The sequence below is a fragment of the Streptomyces toxytricini genome (assembly GCF_014649915.1).
Classification (GTDB): Bacteria; Actinomycetota; Actinomycetes; order Streptomycetales; family Streptomycetaceae; genus Streptomyces; species Streptomyces toxytricini.
In genome coordinates this window covers 41,692-59,057 of sequence record NZ_BMTY01000031.1, presented here as the reverse complement: position 1 = coordinate 59,057, position 17,366 = coordinate 41,692, and the positions used below count along the sequence as shown (strand labels likewise).

General features: G+C 75.6%; 11 protein-coding genes. 4 read left to right on the top strand and 7 right to left on the bottom strand.

The annotated features are described in order from the left end of the window. Positions 1-9: 9 nt before the first annotated feature. Positions 10-420, bottom strand: a complete 411-nt coding sequence (locus IE170_RS30150; protein WP_189812648.1) for an Rv3235 family protein — start codon at positions 418-420, stop codon at positions 10-12. Positions 421-1,340: 920 nt separating this feature from the next. Here IE170_RS30150 and IE170_RS30145 point away from each other — a divergent pair. The 3 genes from IE170_RS30145 (at position 1,341) to IE170_RS30135 (ending at position 7,839) form a co-directional block, all read left to right on the top strand. Further along, the gene (locus IE170_RS30145; protein WP_189812647.1) at positions 1,341-1,841 is read left to right on the top strand and encodes a DUF6912 family protein; all 501 of its coding nucleotides are present in this window, start codon (positions 1,341-1,343) and stop codon (positions 1,839-1,841) included. Then, entirely contained in the window at positions 1,838-2,518 is a 681-nt protein-coding gene (locus IE170_RS30140) for an HAD family hydrolase (protein ID WP_189812646.1), read from the top strand. Before IE170_RS30145 ends, IE170_RS30140 begins: the two co-directional genes overlap by 4 nt. 356 nt (positions 2,519-2,874) lie before the next feature. Continuing rightward, positions 2,875-7,839, top strand: a complete 4,965-nt coding sequence (locus tag IE170_RS30135; protein ID WP_189812645.1) for an NAD-glutamate dehydrogenase — start codon at positions 2,875-2,877, stop codon at positions 7,837-7,839. A gap of 81 nt (positions 7,840-7,920) precedes the next feature. On the opposite strand, the gene IE170_RS30130 is transcribed toward IE170_RS30135, so the two are convergent. Both IE170_RS30130 and IE170_RS30125 read right to left on the bottom strand, forming a co-directional pair. Further along, on the bottom strand, positions 7,921-8,715 hold the full coding sequence (locus IE170_RS30130; protein ID WP_229885291.1) for an ABC transporter ATP-binding protein: 795 nt from the start codon (positions 8,713-8,715) through the stop codon (positions 7,921-7,923). Continuing rightward, the gene (locus IE170_RS30125; protein WP_189812644.1) at positions 8,708-9,607 is read right to left on the bottom strand and encodes an ABC transporter permease; all 900 of its coding nucleotides are present in this window, start codon (positions 9,605-9,607) and stop codon (positions 8,708-8,710) included. Before IE170_RS30125 ends, IE170_RS30130 begins: the two co-directional genes overlap by 8 nt. 184 nt (positions 9,608-9,791) lie before the next feature. Between IE170_RS30125 and IE170_RS30120 the strand changes: the two genes are divergently transcribed. Further along, entirely contained in the window at positions 9,792-10,421 is a 630-nt protein-coding gene (locus IE170_RS30120) for a TetR/AcrR family transcriptional regulator (RefSeq protein WP_189812643.1), read from the top strand. A gap of 211 nt (positions 10,422-10,632) precedes the next feature. Here IE170_RS30120 and IE170_RS30115 read toward each other — a convergent pair whose 3' ends face one another. From IE170_RS30115 to IE170_RS30100, 4 genes are all read right to left on the bottom strand, one after another. Then, entirely contained in the window at positions 10,633-11,481 is an 849-nt protein-coding gene (locus IE170_RS30115; protein WP_189812642.1) for a carbohydrate ABC transporter permease, read from the bottom strand. Further along, positions 11,478-12,893, bottom strand: coding sequence for a carbohydrate ABC transporter permease (locus IE170_RS30110; protein ID WP_373299076.1), 1,416 nt, complete (start codon positions 12,891-12,893; stop codon positions 11,478-11,480). Before IE170_RS30110 ends, IE170_RS30115 begins: the two co-directional genes overlap by 4 nt. 4 nt (positions 12,894-12,897) lie before the next feature. Next, positions 12,898-14,247: an ABC transporter substrate-binding protein gene (locus tag IE170_RS30105; protein WP_189812641.1), complete on the bottom strand. Its 1,350-nt coding sequence runs from the start codon at positions 14,245-14,247 to the stop codon at positions 12,898-12,900. A gap of 167 nt (positions 14,248-14,414) precedes the next feature. Beyond that, entirely contained in the window at positions 14,415-17,315 is a 2,901-nt protein-coding gene (locus IE170_RS30100) for an FHA domain-containing protein (RefSeq protein WP_189812640.1), read from the bottom strand. Positions 17,316-17,366 lie beyond the last annotated feature (51 nt).

Sequence of the window (17,366 nt, the reverse complement as noted above, 5' to 3'; positions counted from 1 at the left end):
GCCGGCGGGTCACGGGCGCGGGCCGCGGATCTCCACCGCGGCGCACCGCCAGCGCAGGTCGGCGCCCTGCTCCAGGCGGAACGCCATCGCGGAGACCCGCTCTCCGGTGGCGATGCGGGCGAAGGCCTCGATGACGCCGGGCCCGGGGTGGAAGCGGCCGCAGTGGCGCAGGACGGGGCGTAAGCGGCGGCGCAGCGGGCCGCTGGGGGCGAGGCTCACGAGCTGGTCGTAGGCCGGTCCGACGGTCAGGCCGAGCAGCGAGTGGACGGGGCGCTGGCCGGTGACGACGGCGAGCAGCTGCTCCGCGAACCAGTCGTGCGGGCCGCGGGGCCGGACGGGCCGCGCGGGGCGGGCGGGGCCGGGGCCGCGCCGGTCGCGGCGGGCGGGCGGCCTGGTGGTGTGTGCGGTCCGTGCGGTCATGGTGGTCCCCGTCTGCCGGGCCCGGCGGGTACCGGGCGGTAACTTGACGGGTGATCTTCTACGGCCGCCCGACCACGCTCTGCAACGCCCGGCGGCACGCCGGGCGGGCACCCGGCAGGTTCACCTATCCGGGTGGCCGCCCGGCACACCCGCCGCGTCAGGCGCGGCGGTCGGAGGGGCCCGGCCGCCCGCCCCGCCCCGCCCGGCCGGCGTCGGGGTCGGCGGGCGGCTCCGCCGGGCCTGTTCCCGGCCCGGGGCGGCGCGGACCTTCGCCCCCGCCCGACCTGCCCTGCGCGGGCGGGGCCGACTCCGGCCCGCCAAGAAGGGCCCCCGCCCGTCAAACCCGCGCAGGCCGCCCGTCCGGCCGTCCCCGTGGGCGGGGCGCGACCGCGGCGCCCGATGGGGGACACCGGCCGTCACCCCGTGCAGCCGCCTCCCCCGTCCGGGAACCTGCGGCTCCGCCCGAGGCCGGGCCCGGGGGCAGCTGCCGCCGCGGCCCTTGGTGGGGGAGGCGCGGCGTTTTCGGTGTGGTCGGCTCGCCCCGTCCGGGAGGGTGCGGCTCGGCCTGTGGCCGACCCCGTCGGCGGGGTGCGACCGCGGCCCTTGACGGGGAGAGGGGGCGTCTCCCGTGCGGTCGGCTCCCCCTGTCCGGGAGTTTGCGGCTCTGCCTGGGGCCGCCCTCCGGGGCAGGTGCTGCCGCGGCCCTGGATGGGGGGCGGGCCGTCACCCCGTGCAGCCGCCTCCCCCGTCCGGGAGCCTGCGGCTCCGCCCGGGGCGGCCGCCGCTGCGGCCCTCCACGGGTTGCGCGGCGTCTCCCGGTGCAGGCGGCTTCTCCGCTCGGGGCGGAGCCCGGGGGGCGGACGGCCGGGGTGTGGCGGCCGTATCCTGGGTGGGTTTCCGACTATCGAAAGCGGCCGGCCATGCGCGTGTACGTCCCCCTGACCCTCCCCGGGCTCGCCGAGGTGCACCAGGCGGGTGAGCTGGGCGGCGACCCGCTGCGCGCGTACGCGGTCACGCCCGGGCTGCGCGAGTGGTACGTGTCGGACGACCTCGAAGAGCTGGAGTACGCGGCCCTCGGCCGGGCCGCCGAGGCCTCGCTGCGGCTGCTCGCCGAGGATGCCGGAGCCCCCCGCAAGCGCGTCGTCGTCGCCTTCGACGTCGCCGAGCGGGCGGTCGCGCCCGTCCCCGGCTCCGACGGCCCCGCGCTCGGCCAGGTCGCCCTCGCCGGGCCGGTGCGGCTCGCCGCTGCCGCCGCCGTGCACGTCGACGCCGACGACGCCGTCGCCGACGTGGCGGCCGCCGCCGAGGCCGTCGGCGCCGCCGACGCGGGCGACGACGCCGCCCGCCCCGCCCTCGACGGCGCCGAGGACCACGAGCTGCTGTGGTTCGGGGTGCAGGAGATCCCGGGACTGCTGGCATGACCGGCGGTCCGGCGTCCGCGCGCCGCCACATCGTCTGGGACTGGAACGGCACGCTCCTGCACGACATCCACGCCGTGATCGCCGCGACGAACGCCTCCTTCGCCGAGCTCGGCTTCGCGCCGATCACCCTGGAGCGCTACCGGGACCTGTACGTCGTACCGGTGCCGAAGTTCTACGAGCGCCTCATGGGCCGGCTGCCCACCGACGCCGAGTGGGCCGTCATGGACGAGGCCTTCCACCGCCACTACTGGGCCGCCGCCGCGGACGCCGGGCTCACCGACGGGGCCCGAGGCCTGCTGGCGGAGTGGGAGGCCGACGGGCTCACCCAGTCCCTGCTGTCCCTCGCGCCCCACGACCGCCTCGTGCCCCTGGTGCGCCGGTACGGCATCGAGCGGCACTTCCTGCGCGTCGACGGCCGCACCGGGCCCTCCCACACCTCCAAGGCCGGCCACCTCGTGCGCCACATGGAGGCCCTCGCCGCCCGCGGCGTCGCGCCCGAGCACACGGTCCTGATCGGAGACGCGGTCGACGACGCCTCGGCCGCCGCCCACATCGGGGCTCGAGCCGTCCTCTACACGGGTGGCTCGCACAGCCGCTCCAGTCTGGAATCAGCCGGTGTCCCCGTCGTGGACAGCCTGGCAGAGGCCGTACGCACTGCTCGCGAGCTGGCCGAATAGCCACTGGCACGGCACGCGGGCCGCGTCACTGCGCACATCGTCAAACTTCCCGACTTGCTTTTGTACAGATCCGGACCGTGACGCGGTGGGGGTGCGGCGAGATAGCCTGGTACCCGTGATCAGCGCGATATCCATCGGGGGCGCCGAAGCCCCCGGCCTGCGCCCGGCGCACGACCGTGCCCGGGCCTTCGCTGGTCCCTGCCGCCGGGACGACGTGCCGATCTTGGCCGAATCCCTCCCGGACGGCTTTCACGACGACATAGCGTCGACTCCGGACGGACCACCCGCTTCGCGGCGCTACGTCATTCCTTCCTTCACCTACGTCACGCAATGGCGCGCGACAGGAGCCAGAGGACATGCAGACCAAGCTGGACGAAGCAAAGGCCGAGCTGCTCGCGCGGGCGGCCCGGGTAGCTGAGCACAGCCCGGCCGGGGGGGTACTTCCGACTGGGGCCGAGCAGGGCAAGCGGCCCGACCCGGACACCACCCTCGCCTATCTCCAGCGCTACTACCTGCACACCGCTCCAGAGGACCTCGTGGACCGGGACCCGGTCGACGTGTTCGGGGCGGCGCTGTCGCACTACCGGCTCGCCGAGAACCGGCCGCAGGGCACCGCGAACGTCCGCGTGCACACGCCCACGGTCGAGGAGAACGGCTGGACCTCCAGCCACTCCGTCGTCGAGGTCGTCACCGACGACATGCCCTTCCTGGTCGACTCCGTCACCAACGAGCTCTCCCGGCAGGGCCGCGGCATCCACGTCGTGATCCACCCGCAGGTCGTCGTCCGCCGCGACGTCACCGGCCGGCTCATCGAGATCCTCGGCCCGGACTGCGACGCCCACGGCCCCAAGACCGCCCGCCCGCACGACGCCCTCGTCGAGTCGTGGATCCACGTCGAGATGGACCGCGAGACCGACCGCGCCGACCTCAAGCAGATCACCGCCGACCTGCTGCGCGTCCTGTCCGACGTCCGCGAGGCCGTCGAGGACTGGGAGAAGATGCGCGAGGCCGCGCTGCGCATCGCCGACGGCCTGCCCGACGAGCCGACCGCCCCCGACCTCCACGAGTACGAGCCCGAAGAGGCCCGCGAGCTGCTCCGCTGGCTCGCCGACGACCACTTCACCTTCCTCGGCTACCGCGAGTACAACCTCGTCGACGGCGACGCCCTCGCCGCCGTGCCCGGCACCGGCCTCGGCATCCTGCGCTCCGACCCGCGGCACGACTCCCGCGAGGACTCCCACCCCGTCTCGCCGTCCTTCAACCGGCTGCCGGCCGACGCCCGCGCCAAGGCCCGCGAGCACCGCCTGCTGGTGCTGACCAAGGCCAACAGCCGCGCCACCGTGCACCGCCCCTCGTACCTCGACTACGTCGGCGTCAAGAAGTTCGACGCCGAGGGCAATGTCGTCGGCGAGCGCCGCTTCCTCGGCCTGTTCTCCTCCGCCGCCTACACCGAGTCCGTGCGCCGCGTGCCGGTCATCCGCCGCAAGGTCGCCGAGGTGCTGGAGGGCGCCGGCTTCTCCCCGTCCAGCCACGACGGCCGCGACCTGCTCCAGATCCTGGAGACCTACCCGCGCGACGAGCTGTTCCAGACCCCGGTCGACAAGCTCCGCGAGATCGTCACCTCGGTCCTCTACCTGCAGGAGCGCCGCCGGCTGCGGCTGTACCTGCGCCAGGACGAGTACGGCCGCTACTACTCGGCCCTCGTCTACCTGCCGCGCGACCGCTTCACCACCGGCGTCCGGCTGCGCCTGATGGACATCCTGCGCGAGGAGCTCGGCGGCACCAGCGTCGACTTCACCGCCTGGAACACCGAGTCGATCCTCTCCCGCATCCACTTCGTCGTCCGCGTCCCGCAGGGCACCGAGCTGCCGGCGCTGACAGACTCCGACGTGGAGCGCCTGGAGGGCCGCCTGGTCGAGGCCGCCCGCTCCTGGGCCGACGGCTTCGGCGAGGCCCTGACCGCCGAGCTGGGCGAGGAGCGCGCCGCCGAGCTGCTGCGCAAGTACGGCGGCTCCTTCCCCGAGGGCTACAAGGCCGACCACACGGCCCGCATGGCCGTCTCCGACCTGGTCCACCTGGAGCGGCTCGACGCCAGCGACCGCGACTTCGCGCTGTCCCTGTACGAGCCGGTCGGCGCCGGCCCCGGCGAGCGCCGGTTCAAGATCTACCGCGCCGGCGAGCAGGTGTCGCTGTCCGCAGTGCTGCCGGTCCTCCAGCGCCTGGGCGTCGAGGTCACCGACGAGCGCCCGTACGAGCTGCGCCGCAGCGACCGCACCAGCGCCTGGATCTACGACTTCGGCCTGCGGATGCCCGTCTCCGGCAACGGCGACGCCTACCTCGGCGACGACGCCCGCGAGCGCTTCCAGGACGCCTTCGCGGCGGTCTGGCGCGGCGACGCCGAGAACGACAACTTCAACACCCTGGTCCTCGGCGCCGGCCTGACCTGGCGGCAGGCCGTCGTCCTGCGCGCGTACGCCAAGTACCTGCGCCAGGCCGGCTCCACCTTCAGCCAGGACTACATGGAGGACACCCTCCGCAACAACGTCCACACCACCCGGCTGCTGGTCTCGCTGTTCGAGGCCCGGATGTCGCCCGGCCGCCAGGCCGCCGGCACCGAGCTCATCGACGCCATGCTCGAAGAGCTCGACGGGGCCCTGGACCAGGTCGCCTCGCTCGACGAGGACCGCATCCTGCGCTCGTTCCTCACCCTGATCAAGGCGACGCTGCGGACGAACTTCTTCCAGCTCAACGCGGCCGGCGAGCAGCACTCCTACGTGTCGATGAAGTTCGACCCGCAGGCCATCCCGGAGCTGCCGGCCCCGCGCCCGGCCTTCGAGATCTGGGTGTACTCGCCGCGCGTCGAGGGCGTCCACCTGCGCTTCGGCAAGGTCGCCCGAGGCGGTCTGCGCTGGTCCGACCGCCGCGAGGACTTCCGCACCGAGATCCTCGGCCTGGTCAAGGCGCAGATGGTGAAGAACACCGTCATCGTGCCCGTCGGCGCCAAGGGCGGCTTCGTCGCGAAGAACCTGCCGGACCCGTCCGTGGACCGCGACGCCTGGCTCGCCGAGGGCGTCGCCGCGTACAAGATCTTCATCTCGGCGCTGCTCGACATCACCGACAACATGGTCGGCGGGGAGGTCGTCCCGCCGAAGGGCGTCGTCCGCCACGACGAGGACGACACCTACCTCGTCGTCGCCGCCGACAAGGGCACCGCCACCTTCTCCGACATCGCCAACGGCGTCGCGCAGGAGTACGGCTTCTGGCTGGGCGACGCCTTCGCCTCCGGCGGCTCCGCCGGCTACGACCACAAGGGCATGGGCATCACCGCCCGCGGCGCGTGGGAGTCCGTCAAGCGGCACTTCCGCGAGCTGGGCCACGACACCCAGACGCAGGACTTCACCGTCGTCGGCGTCGGCGACATGTCCGGCGACGTCTTCGGCAACGGCATGCTGCTCTCCGAGCACATCCGCCTGGTCGCCGCGTTCGACCACCGGCACATCTTCATCGACCCGAACCCGGACGCGGCGGTCTCCTACGCCGAGCGCCGGCGCCTGTTCGAGCTGCCGCGCTCCTCGTGGGCCGACTACGACACCGCGCTGCTGTCGCCCGGCGGCGGCGTCCACCCGCGCTCGGCGAAGTCCATCCCGGTCAACGCGCAGATGCGCGAGGCCCTCGGCATCGAGGCGGGCGTCACCAAGATGACCCCGGCCGAGCTGATGCAGGCCGTCCTGCACGCCCCGGTCGACCTGCTGTGGAACGGCGGCATCGGCACGTACGTCAAGGCGACCTCGGAGACGCACGCCGAGGTCGGCGACAAGGCCAACGACGCGATCCGCGTCAACGGCGCCGACGTCCGCGCGAAGGTCATCGGCGAGGGCGGCAACCTCGGCCTGACCCAGCTGGGCCGCATCGAGTTCGCCCGCCACGGCGCCGGCGGCGGGGGCGGCAAGGTCAACACCGACGCCATCGACAACAGCGCGGGCGTCGACACCTCCGACCACGAGGTGAACATCAAGATCCTGCTCAACGCGGTCGTCGCGGACGGCGACATGACCGTCAAGCAGCGCAACGCCCTGCTGGCGGAGATGACCGACGAGGTCGGCACGCTGGTCCTGCGCAACAACTACGCGCAGAACACCGCCCTGGCCAACGGCAGCGCCCAGGCGCACAGCCTGCTCCACGCCCAGCAGCGCTTCATGCGCCGCCTGGAGCAGGCCGGACAGCTCGACCGGAACCTGGAGTTCCTGCCGAGCGACCGGCAGATCCGCGAGCTGCTGGGCAGCGGCAGCGGCCTGACCCAGCCGGAGCTGGCCGTCCTGCTCGCCTACACCAAGATCACGGTGGCGGACGAGCTGATCCACACGCAGCTGCCGGACGACCCGTACCTGCGCCGCCTGCTGGACGCCTACTTCCCGGCCCCGCTGCGCGCCCGGTTCCCGGAGCAGATCGCCTCCCACGCCCTGCGCCGGGAGATCATCACCACGCTCCTGGTCAACGACACCGTCAACACCGGCGGTTCGACCTTCCTGCACCGCCTGCGGGAGGAGACCGGCGCCTCCACGGAGGAGATCGTGCGGGCGCAGCTCGCGGCCCGCGAGATCTTCGGCCTGGCCGAGGTGTGGGACGCGGTCGAGGCCCTGGACAACGTGGTCGCGGCGGACGTCCAAACCCGGGTGCGCCTGCACTCGCGGCGCCTGGTCGAGCGCGGTACGCGCTGGCTGCTGAACAACCGGCCGCAGCCGCTGCAGATCACCGAGACGATCGAGCTGTTCCACGAGCGGGTCACCCGCGTCTGGGCCGAGCTGCCGAAGCTGGTGCGCGGCGCGGACCTGGAGTGGTACCAGCTGGTCATGGACGAGCTGACCGGCGAGGGCGTGCCGGCGGAGCTGGCGGCGAAGGTCGCCGGCTTCTCCTCGGCCTTCCCGACGCTGGACATCGTCGCCATCTCGGACCGCACCGGCGTGGACCCGCTGGGCGTCGCCGAGGTCTACTACGACCTCGCCGACCGCCTGGAGATCACGCAGCTGATGGACCGGATCATCGAGCTCCCGCGGGGCGACCGCTGGCAGTCGATGGCCCGCGCCTCGATCCGCGAGGACCTCTTCGCGGCGCACGCCGCCCTGACCGCCGACGTGCTGGCCGCGGGCGACGGGGACGCCACGCCCGAGGAGCGCTTCAAGGCGTGGGAGGAGACCAACGCGGCGATCATCAGCCGTGCGCGGACGACCCTGGACGAGATCCGCGGCTCGGACGACTTCGACCTGGCCAACCTGTCCGTGGCGATGCGGACGATGCGCTCGCTGCTGCGGGCGCACGCGTAACCGCGCCGCCGAAGCCGAAGGGCCGGGCCCGGACCCCGCAGGGGGTTCCGGGCCCGGCCCCGTTTCGTGCCGCGCGGCGTTTCAGCCGCCGCGGACGGAGCGCTCGTACGCCTCGCAGACCTCGGCGGCGGGGCCGTCCATGCGCAGGGTGCCCGCCTCCAGCCAGAGCGCCCGGTCGCAGGTGTCGCGGACGGTGCCGATCGCGTGGCTGACGAGGAAGACCGTCCCGGCCCGCTCGCGCAGCTCCTCGATGCGGGCCTGGCTGCGGCGCTGGAAGGCGGCGTCGCCGGTGGCGAGCGCCTCGTCGATCATCAGCACCTCGTGGTCCACGGCGGCGGCGATGGAGAAGCGCAGCCGGGCGGCCATGCCGGAGGAGTAGGTCCGCATCGGCAGGGAGGTGAAGTCGCCCCGCTCGTCGATGCCGGAGAAGTCGACGATGTCCTGGTAGCGGCGGCGGACCTCCTCCCGGGACATGCCCATGGCGAGGCCGCCGAGGACGACGTTCCGCTCGCCGGTCAGGTCGTTCATCAGGGCGGCGTTGACGCCGAGCAGGGAGGGCCGGCCCAGGGCGTGGACGGTGCCCCGGGTGAGGGGCTGGAGGCCGGCGACCGCCCGCAGCAGGGTGGACTTGCCCGAGCCGTTGGAGCCGATCAGCCCGATCGCCTCCCCCCGGTACGCGGTGAAGGTGACGCCCTTGACGGCGTGCACCCGGTGCGCGCCGGGTGCCGGTCCGCCGCCCCGGAGGAGGCGGCTCAGGGCGGCGGCCGCGCCGCCCCGGCGGGCGCCGGTGCGGACGGTGTGGACGACGTGGACGCCGTCGGCGATGACGGTGGGGACACGGGCGTCGCCGCGTGCCCGGGCGGGGATGTCAGCCACGGCCGTACTCCTCCTCCGCGCGCCAGAACCAGACGAACCCGCCGGCCGCGGCGGCCACCGCCCAGGCGGCGGCGAGCGCCCACGCGTGCGGCGGCAGCGGCTGCGCGGCGGAGCCGTCGACGAGGGCGTGGCGGACGAGGTCGATGTAGACGGCGGCCGGGTTGGCGGCGAGCGCGGCGCCGGCCCAGTGCGGCAGGTGGCCCTGTCCGACGACGTGGCCGATGGACCACATGACCCCCGAGGCGTACATCCAGGTGCGCAGTACGAACGGCATGAGCTGGGCGGTGTCGGGGATACGGCTGCCGATACGGGCCATGGCCAGGGCGCAGCCGGTGCAGAAGAGGGCCGCGAGGAGCAGGGCGGGCACGGCCAGCAGCCAGCGGGCCCGCGGGGGCCGGCCGAGCGCGGTGAGCAGGGCCAGGAGGGCGCCCAAGCTGACGAGGAGCTGCTGGAAGTGCTGGACGACCGCGGCCAGGGGCAGGCTCGCGCGGGGGAAGTGCAGGGCGCGGACGAGGCCGAGGTTGGCGTGGACGGCGCGGGTGCCGGCGTTCACGGTGCTGCCGATGAAGTCCCACACGAAGACACCGGTCAGCAGGAACGGCAGGTAGTCGGGGACGCCGTGGCTCTGGCGCATGACGACGCCGAAGACGGCGTAGTAGACGGCGGCGTTCAGCAGCGGGGTCGCGAGCTGCCAGAGCCCGCCGAGCCGGGCGGTGCTGTAGGTGGCGCGGGTCCGGGCGGTGCCGTACGCGGTGACGAAGTGGCGGCGCTCCCACAGGAGCCGGACGTACCGCGGCAGGGGCGGGCGCGCGCCGCTGAGGGTGAGGCCGTGGGCGGCGGCACGTTCCGCCGGGGTGGGGGCGGCGGCCGGGGCGGTGGTCGCTGGGGTCACGGGTGGTCGCTTTCGACGGGGTCCTTCGCGGGGCTTCGGGCGGGGTCGTGCGCGGGGCGCCGCGCGGCACAGACGACGGAACGGTTCCGTATCGTCGCTACGGGGAGGTTACGGCCGTCGACATCGGGACGCAACCGTATCGTCGCGACGTGAGAGGGGTGGCCGGCGCGGCTATGCTCTGTCCATGGCCACGGACCCCGCCCCCCCTGCCCCGGCCCGCCGCGCCCCGGCCGGCGCCGCCGTCCTGCGCGAGGACGTCACCGCGGCGATCCGGGAGGCGGTGCTCGCCGAGCTCGCCGCCGCCGGGTTCGCCCGGATGTCCATCGAGGGCGTCGCCCGCCGGGCCGGTGTCGGCAAGACGGCCGTCTACCGGCGGTGGAAGTCCAAGCTCCCCCTGGTCCTCGACCTGATCGGCGCCTTCGCGGCGGACGGCCTGCCCGCGCCCTCCACCGGCTCCCTCCACGGGGACGTCCGCGCCCTCTTGGAGGTCTTCGCGAACCTCCTGCGCCACCCCGTGGCCTCGGCCGTCATCCCCGACCTGCTCGTGGAGGCGGCGCGCCACCCGGAGCTCGCGGACGCCGTGCGCGGAGCCCTGCTGGAGGGCCGCCGGCGCATGGCCCAGGCGGTCGTCGCGGCGGCGCAGGAGCGCGGCGAACTGCCCGCCGGCGTGGACCCCGCGGCCGCCATGGACCTGGTGGCCGGGCCGCTCTACTGGCGCCAGACGGTCATCGGGCAGCCGCTCGACGGCCCCGAACTCGACGTGCTGGCCCGCCAGGTGGTGGCGGGCCTGAAAGCGGCCCCCGTGGCCGGCTGAGCAGCAGCCGCCGGCGCCACGGGCCCGGCGACGGCGCCGCCGGCCCGCCGCCCGCCCGGAAAGGCCGGACGGCCCCGGCCGGAACCCCCGTCCGGCAAGCGGGGGGCACGTCTGACGACCCGGGCACGGCATCCAGGGGTCGGCGCGGGCGTGTGGCCCGGAACCCGCCGCGGGAGCAGGATACGGGGTGTACACCGAGCGGGTGATTGCGTCACTTCACGGCGCCGGCCATCACCCCCGTCGTGAACTGGCGCTGGAACGCGAAGAACACCGCCAGCGGGACGGCCATCGACAGGAACGCCCCCGGGGCGAGCACGTCGATGTTGTTGCCGAACTGGCGGACCTGCTGCTGGAGGGCGACCGTGATCGGCGGGTTCGCGGAGTCCGCGAAGACCAGCGCGACCAGCATGTCGTTCCACACCCACAGGAACTGGAAGATGCCGAGCGAGGCGATCGCCGGGCCGCCCAGCGGCAGCACCACCTGCGCGAACAGCCGCAGTTCGCCCGCCCCGTCGAGCCGGGCCGCCTCCAGCAGCTCCCGCGGGATCTGCGCGAAGAAGTTCCGCAGCAGGAACACGGCGAACGGCAGCCCGAAGGCGGTGTGGAACAGCACCACCCCGGCGGTGGTCTCGAACAGACCGATGGCGCCGAAGAGTTCGGAGACCGGGATCAGGGCCACCTGCACCGGCACCACCAGCAGGGCGACGACGGCGAGGAACAGCGCGTCCCGGCCCGGGAACTCCAGCCAGGCGAACGCGTACCCGGCGCAGGAGCCCAGCACGAGGACCAGCAGGGTCGCCGGGACCGCGATCGCGACGGTGCTCAGCAGCGAGCCGGTGATCGCCCCGTCCGCGAGGAGCCGCTCGTAGTTCGCGGTGGTCAGGCGGGCCGGGGCGGTCAGCCCCCGCCACCAGCCGCCCCGGTCGAGCTCGCCGGCGTCCAGGAACGAGGACACCAGCAGGCCGATCGTCGGCAGCAACCAGAACAGGCCGGCGAGGACCAGGAAGACGCGCACCGCCCCGCCGGCCGCCTTGGACGCCGCAGCGTGCACGAAGCTCATCGGCGGGCCTCCCGGCGCATCCGGCGGATGTTGTAGAGCATCACGGGCACCACAAGCACCAGCAGCAGCACCGCGATGGCACTGCCGAGGCCCGCGTCCGCGTCCGTGCCGAAGGACGTGCGGTACAGCTGGAGCGCCAGCACGTTCGCGTCGTCCTGGACCGAGCCCGGGGCGATCACGAAGACCAGGTCGAAGATCTTCATCACGTTGATGACGAGGGTGACGAGGACGACCACCAGGACCGGCGCCAGCAGCGGCACCGTGATCCGGCGGAACACCTGCCACTCGCCCGCCCCGTCCACCCGGGCCGCCTCCAGCAGCTCCCGCGGCACGGCCGCCAGCCCCGCCGCGATCAGCACCATCGCGAACCCGGCCCACATCCACACGTACGCCCCGATGACCGCCGGCGTGACCAGCGCCGGGCCCAGCCACTCCACCCCCGCGTACGCCTCGCGGAAGTTCGAGGCGGGCAGCCGCAGCAGCGCCCCGTCCGCCTTCGCCGACAGGGTGAACGTGCCGTCCGCGCGGGTCGTCGCCGAGTCGACCACCCGCCCGTCGCGGACCGCCTCCACGCGCATCCCGGCGAAGCCCGACTCGGCGGCGTCGACGGCGTTCGGCCGGCCGCCGCCGCCCCGCGTGAAGTCCTGCCAGGCCGTCCCGGTCACCTTCCCGGGCTCGGCCGGCGCCGGACGGGCCGGGCGGGTCCCCTCGGGCAGGGCGTCCGGGGCGACCCCGACCAGCGGGAGCAGCACCGGCGTGCCCGCCCGTACCGGCTCCCGCGTGGCGAAGCCGCCCGCGGCCGCGCCCCCCTCCGGGACCAGCGGCGAGTCGCGGCCGGGGCGGGCCCGCGGGAACGCAGAGGCCGGGGCGAACGTGTCGTGCACCCCGACCCACACCGCGTTCGCGACGCCCCGGTCGGGGTCGTGGTCGTAGACCAGCCGGAAGATGATCCCGGCGGCCAGCATCGAGATCGCCATCGGCATGAAGACCAGCAGCTTGAACGCGGTGCCCCAGCGGACCCGCTCCGTCAGGACCGCGAAGACCAGGCCGAGCGCCGTCGCCACGGCCGGCGCGAACACCACCCACACCGCCGTGTTCTCCACGGCCGTGCGGACGGCGTCGTCCCGCAGGAGCTCCGCGTAGTTGTCGCCGCCGACGAACACCTCCCCCGAGCGGTCGAAGAGGCTGCGCCACACCGAGTAGCCGATGGGCTGCACGACGAGCGCGCCGAGCAGCACCAGCGACGGCAGGAGGAACGCCGCCGCGACCAGGCGCCGGCGCCGGGCCTGCCGGGACCGCGGGGTGCGCCCGGTGCCCCCGGGCCGCCCCCGCCGCCGGTCCCCGCCCCGCCCGGACCGCGCCGGCTGCGCGGGCACGGCGGCCGGTGCCGCCGTGCCGTCCGAGGCCGCCACCGGGTCAGTTCCCGTAGGCCTTGGCCGCGTCCGCCTCCAGTCTGGCCTGGGTGCCCGCCACGTCCGACGGGTTCGCCAGGAAGTCCTGGAGGGCCTTCCACTCGCCCGCGCCCGGCGTCCCGCCGAACGCCGCCGGCGCCTGGTCCGACATGTCGAAGCGGAAGTCGTCGCCCGCCGCGATCAGCGCCTCCGCGATGCGCCGCTGGATGGCGTTCGGGTAGGCCGCCGGGTCCACCGCCTTGTTCGGCGAGACGAAGCCGCCCTGCCGGGCCTGGATCTCCGCCGCGTCCGGCGACGCCAGGAACGTCAGCAGCGCCTGCGCGCCCTTCGACGGCTTCAGCGCGACCGCCACGTCCCCGCCCGACACCACGGGCGCCTTCGCGCCGACCGCCGGGAACGGGAAGACGAGGGCGTCCTCGCCGATCTTCGCCTCGGTCTGGGCGATGTTCACCGCCACGAAGTCGCCCTCGAAGACCATCGCCGCCGCCGGCCGGTCCCCGCCGGTGAACGTCTGCGTCACCGACTTCGGGAACTCCGTCGCCAGCGCCCCGCTCGTCCCGCCCGCCAGGAAGTCCTTCCGGCCGAACAGCTCCGCGAGCGTCGTCAGGGCCTGCCGGACGCTGTCGTCCGTCCACTTGATCTCGTGCTTGGCGAGCCTGTCGTACTTCTCCGGGCCCGCCTGCGAGAGGTAGACGTTCTCGAACCAGTCCGTCAGCGTCCAGCCGTCCGCGCCCGCCACCGACACCGCCGGAGTGCCGGACGCCGACAGCGTGTCCGCCGCGGCGATCAGCTCCTTCCACGTCTTCGGCGGCTGCACCCCCGCCGCCTCGAAGGCCTTCGCGTTGTACCAGACCAGCGACTTGTTCGCCGCCTTGTAGTAGACGCCGTACTGGGTGCCCCCGACGGCGCCCAGCTCCTTCCAGCCCGGCGAGTAGTTCTTGTCGAGCTGCGCCTTCGCCTCCGGGCCGACCGGCTGCACCCACTTGTTCTGCACCGCCGCCGTCAGCGCCCCCACCTGGGGGAGCAGCGCCACGTCCGGCGGCTGCCCGCCCGCGATCTTCGTGCCGAGGAAGGTGACGATCGGGTCCTGGGCCGGGACGAACGCCACCGACGCGCCCGTCCGCTTCTCGAACTCCTCCAGGACCTTCGTGAAGTTCGCCTGCTCGGGGCCCGTCCAGACCGCCGAGACCTCCAGCTTCTCCCCGTCCAGCCGCGGTAACTGCACCCGCGGCGCGGCCGACGGCCCGCCCGGCGGATCGGACTTGCCCGCTCCGCCCTCGCCGCAGCCGGCCAGCAGGAGGGCTCCCGCCGCGGCCAGCGCCGTCCAGGCGGCCGGGGCGCTCCTCCTGCGCATCTGCGTACGGCTCGATCCCTGCCCGTCCATGGCCTGCCCCCGATTCCCGTGGTGTGACCTGACCCACAGGTCTACGCCCGAGCCGCGCACCCCGCAATACCGCCTCCGCGCGCGCATGCGGCCGTACGGGGCCCGGGCCGCGCCGGGGGGCGCGGCCCGGCCGGGGGTCAGGGCGCGGCAGGGAAGAGCACGGGCACCGCCGAGACCAGGTGCGAGGCCCGGTCGAGGGCGCTGGCCAGCAGCGCGAGGTCGGTGGGGCCGTTGCCGAGCTCGCGCACCGGACGGCGGGCGGGCGGATCACCCATCCGGTCCCACTCCAGGGGGACGACGGTCGGCCGCTGCGTCGCCGTCCGCGGGATCCGCCCGGTCACCCGGCCGCCCTGGAACGGCACCGGCCGCCCGTCGGCGCCGTGCAGCCGGCCGCGGCCCGGCCCCGGCCGGTCGGGCGGCTCCAGCTCGACCCGCAGCGGGTTGCCCCGTACGAGCTCCGTGTCGGCCGTGAGGTCCGGGCGGGCGGTGGAGGCGACCAGGTGCACGCCGAGGGCCGCCCCGTCGCGGGCCACCGCCTCCAGCGCGCGCACCACCGAGCCGGCGGCGGGGCGGCCCGCGCTGCCCAGGGCCGGGGCGACCAGGGCGTCGTAGTCGTCGACCAGGACCACCAGGCGGGGCAGCGGGCCGGGGCCGGGGACGGGCCCGGTGCGCACGGCCGAGGCGCGCAGCCGGAGCGTCCCGGTCCGCGGCTGGTCGGCGTCGCCGCCGAGCTGCTCGCCCGGGGCGGGCCGGCGCGGGGCGACCATCCGGTCGGACACCTCGCGGCGGGCGTGCCACTCGGCGAACGGGACGCCCTCCAGCAGCTCGGCGCGCCGCTTCAGCTCGGCACCGAGAGCCTGGGCGAACTCCCGCATCCGGCCCGGGTCGGAGGCCACCAGGTGGGCGGAGGCGTGCGGGAGTTCGGCGGCCGGGGCGAGGCCGTCGCCGCGTTCGCCGCCGGCCCCGTCGACCAGGACCAGGCCGAGCCGGTCCGGTCGGGCGGCCGCGGCCAGCGAGGCGGCCACCGAGCGCAGCAGCTCCGTACGGCCGCTGCCGGCGGGGCCCGTGACGAGCAGGTGCGGCCCGTCCTGGACCAGCTCGGCCCCGACCGGCCCGGCCTGCCCGCTGCCGAGGACGAGCTCGACCAGCCCGCCGACGCCCTGCCCCTGCTCGGTGGCCTCGGCCCAGCGGGCCATCAGGGACGCCGGGGTGGCCCGGGCGAGCCCCAGCTCGTCGAGCAGCCGCGCGGCGGCCGGGAGCGCGGCCGCGGCCGGCCGCTGCGGCCTGCCGCCGGCCGGCTCCGCCTTCAGCGGGGCGAGCGCGCGGGCGAACCGCTCGGCCCAGGCGGCGGACACGGCGTCCGCGGTCGCGGTCGTGCCGGGCGGGCACGGCCGGCCGCCGGCGACGGCGAAGGCCCGCACGGCCGTGGCCACGTCGCCGCTGAGCAGGGCGGCGGCGCCGCAGTCGCGGAAGGCCGGGGCGGCCGCGCAGGCCGCCTCGTACGTCTCGGCGAGCGGGGAGGCGGGCGTCGCGGCGGGAGTCTCCGCCAGGACGAGGACGTGGATCCCGGCGGCCGGGCCGTGGGAGGCCAGGCGGCCGGTGAGGTCGCGCAGGGCGGCGGTGCCGGGGTCGCCGTCGACGACGAGCAGGGTGCGGGGGCCGGTGTGCGCGGCCGCGGCCTCCCGGACGCGGGAGGGGTCGGCGGCGGCCCAGTCGGCGCCGAGCGGCCCGGCGTCGAGGCGGCGGGTCAGCTCGCCGGTGCGCGCGGCGGCCTGGTCGCGGTCGTAGGCCAGGAGCAGCCGGCAGTCCTGGCCGTGCGCGGGGCGGACGTGGGGGAGCCAGCCCAGCCAGCCCCACTCCTCCCGCCGCTGCGCGACCGTACGGGCCCGGTCGGCGCTGATCAGGACGATCTCCAGCTGCGCGGGCGCGTGCAGCGCGGCCAGCTGGGCCACGACGGAGCGGGCGACGCCCGCGAGGCGGGCCCGCGGCCCGGCGAGGGCGAGGGAGCCGCAGTCCTGGAGGGCGACGCGGCTCCCGGCGCCGAGGCCGACGTCGAGGCGGCCGGGCGGACGGGACCACAGCCGGGCGGTGGGCCCGAGGGCGGCCAGCAGGAGGGTGGCGGGGTCGTCGGCGTCGGGCACGGCGGGGGCCGGCGGCCCGGCCGTGGTGTGCTCTGCGGGCTCCTCCTCACCGCGCACCCATTTGCGGGCCCAGGCGCCGAGGCCGCCGAGGGGGCGCCGGGGGCCCGCGGCGCCGGGGGCGGCCGGGGCGGGGCCGGCGGCGGGCGGCGCTGCGGGAGGGGCCGGGGCGGCGGCCGGGACGGGCGGGGCGGCGGGCTGTGCGGGCGCGGCGGGGTGGTGGCCGGCCGGGGCAGGCCCGGCGGGCCCTGCGGAGGGCGCGGGTCCGGCCGGGCGGAGGTGGCCCTCCAGGTCGGGGACCAGGGGCAGCGGGGGCGCGGCCCCCTCCACCAGCCGCAGCGTGGACTCCCCGATCCGCAGCAGGGCGCCCGGGGCCAGCGGCACGGGCCGGCGCCCGACCTCGGCGCCGTCGAGGGTCGTCCCGTTCGTCGAGTCCAGGTCCGCGACGGCGACGCGGCCGTCCGGCAGGACCGTCACCGTGCAGTGCAGCCGCGAGACGTCCGGGTCGTCGAGGGGGACGTCGGCGTCGGCCGAGCGGCCGATCCGGATCATGCCCGGGTGCAGCAGGTGCACCCCGCCCGCGTCGGGCCCGGCCACGACGTGCAGCTGGGCGCCCTCCGCCCCGTCGGGGGCGTGGTCCGGGACGGGGCCGTGCAGGCCCAGCACGGCGCCGTCGACCAGCGGCGGCTCGCCGAGGACGTGGCGCTGCGGGTCGAGGCGGCGCTCGCCCGCGTACAGGGCCGCCGTACCGCCCGTGTCGGGGCCGCCGACGGTCGCGGCGAGCCCGGAGGCGACCGCGGAGAGCGGGGTTCCGGCGGGCGCGGTGACGAGGACGTCACAGCCGGCGGGCACGGTCTGGTGGCCGCTGCGCGACCCGAGGACGGTCAGCCGGATCTGCATCGCCGTCAGCGGTCCCTTCTGCGCGGTGCGCGGTGCGCGCGGCCCGGCGGG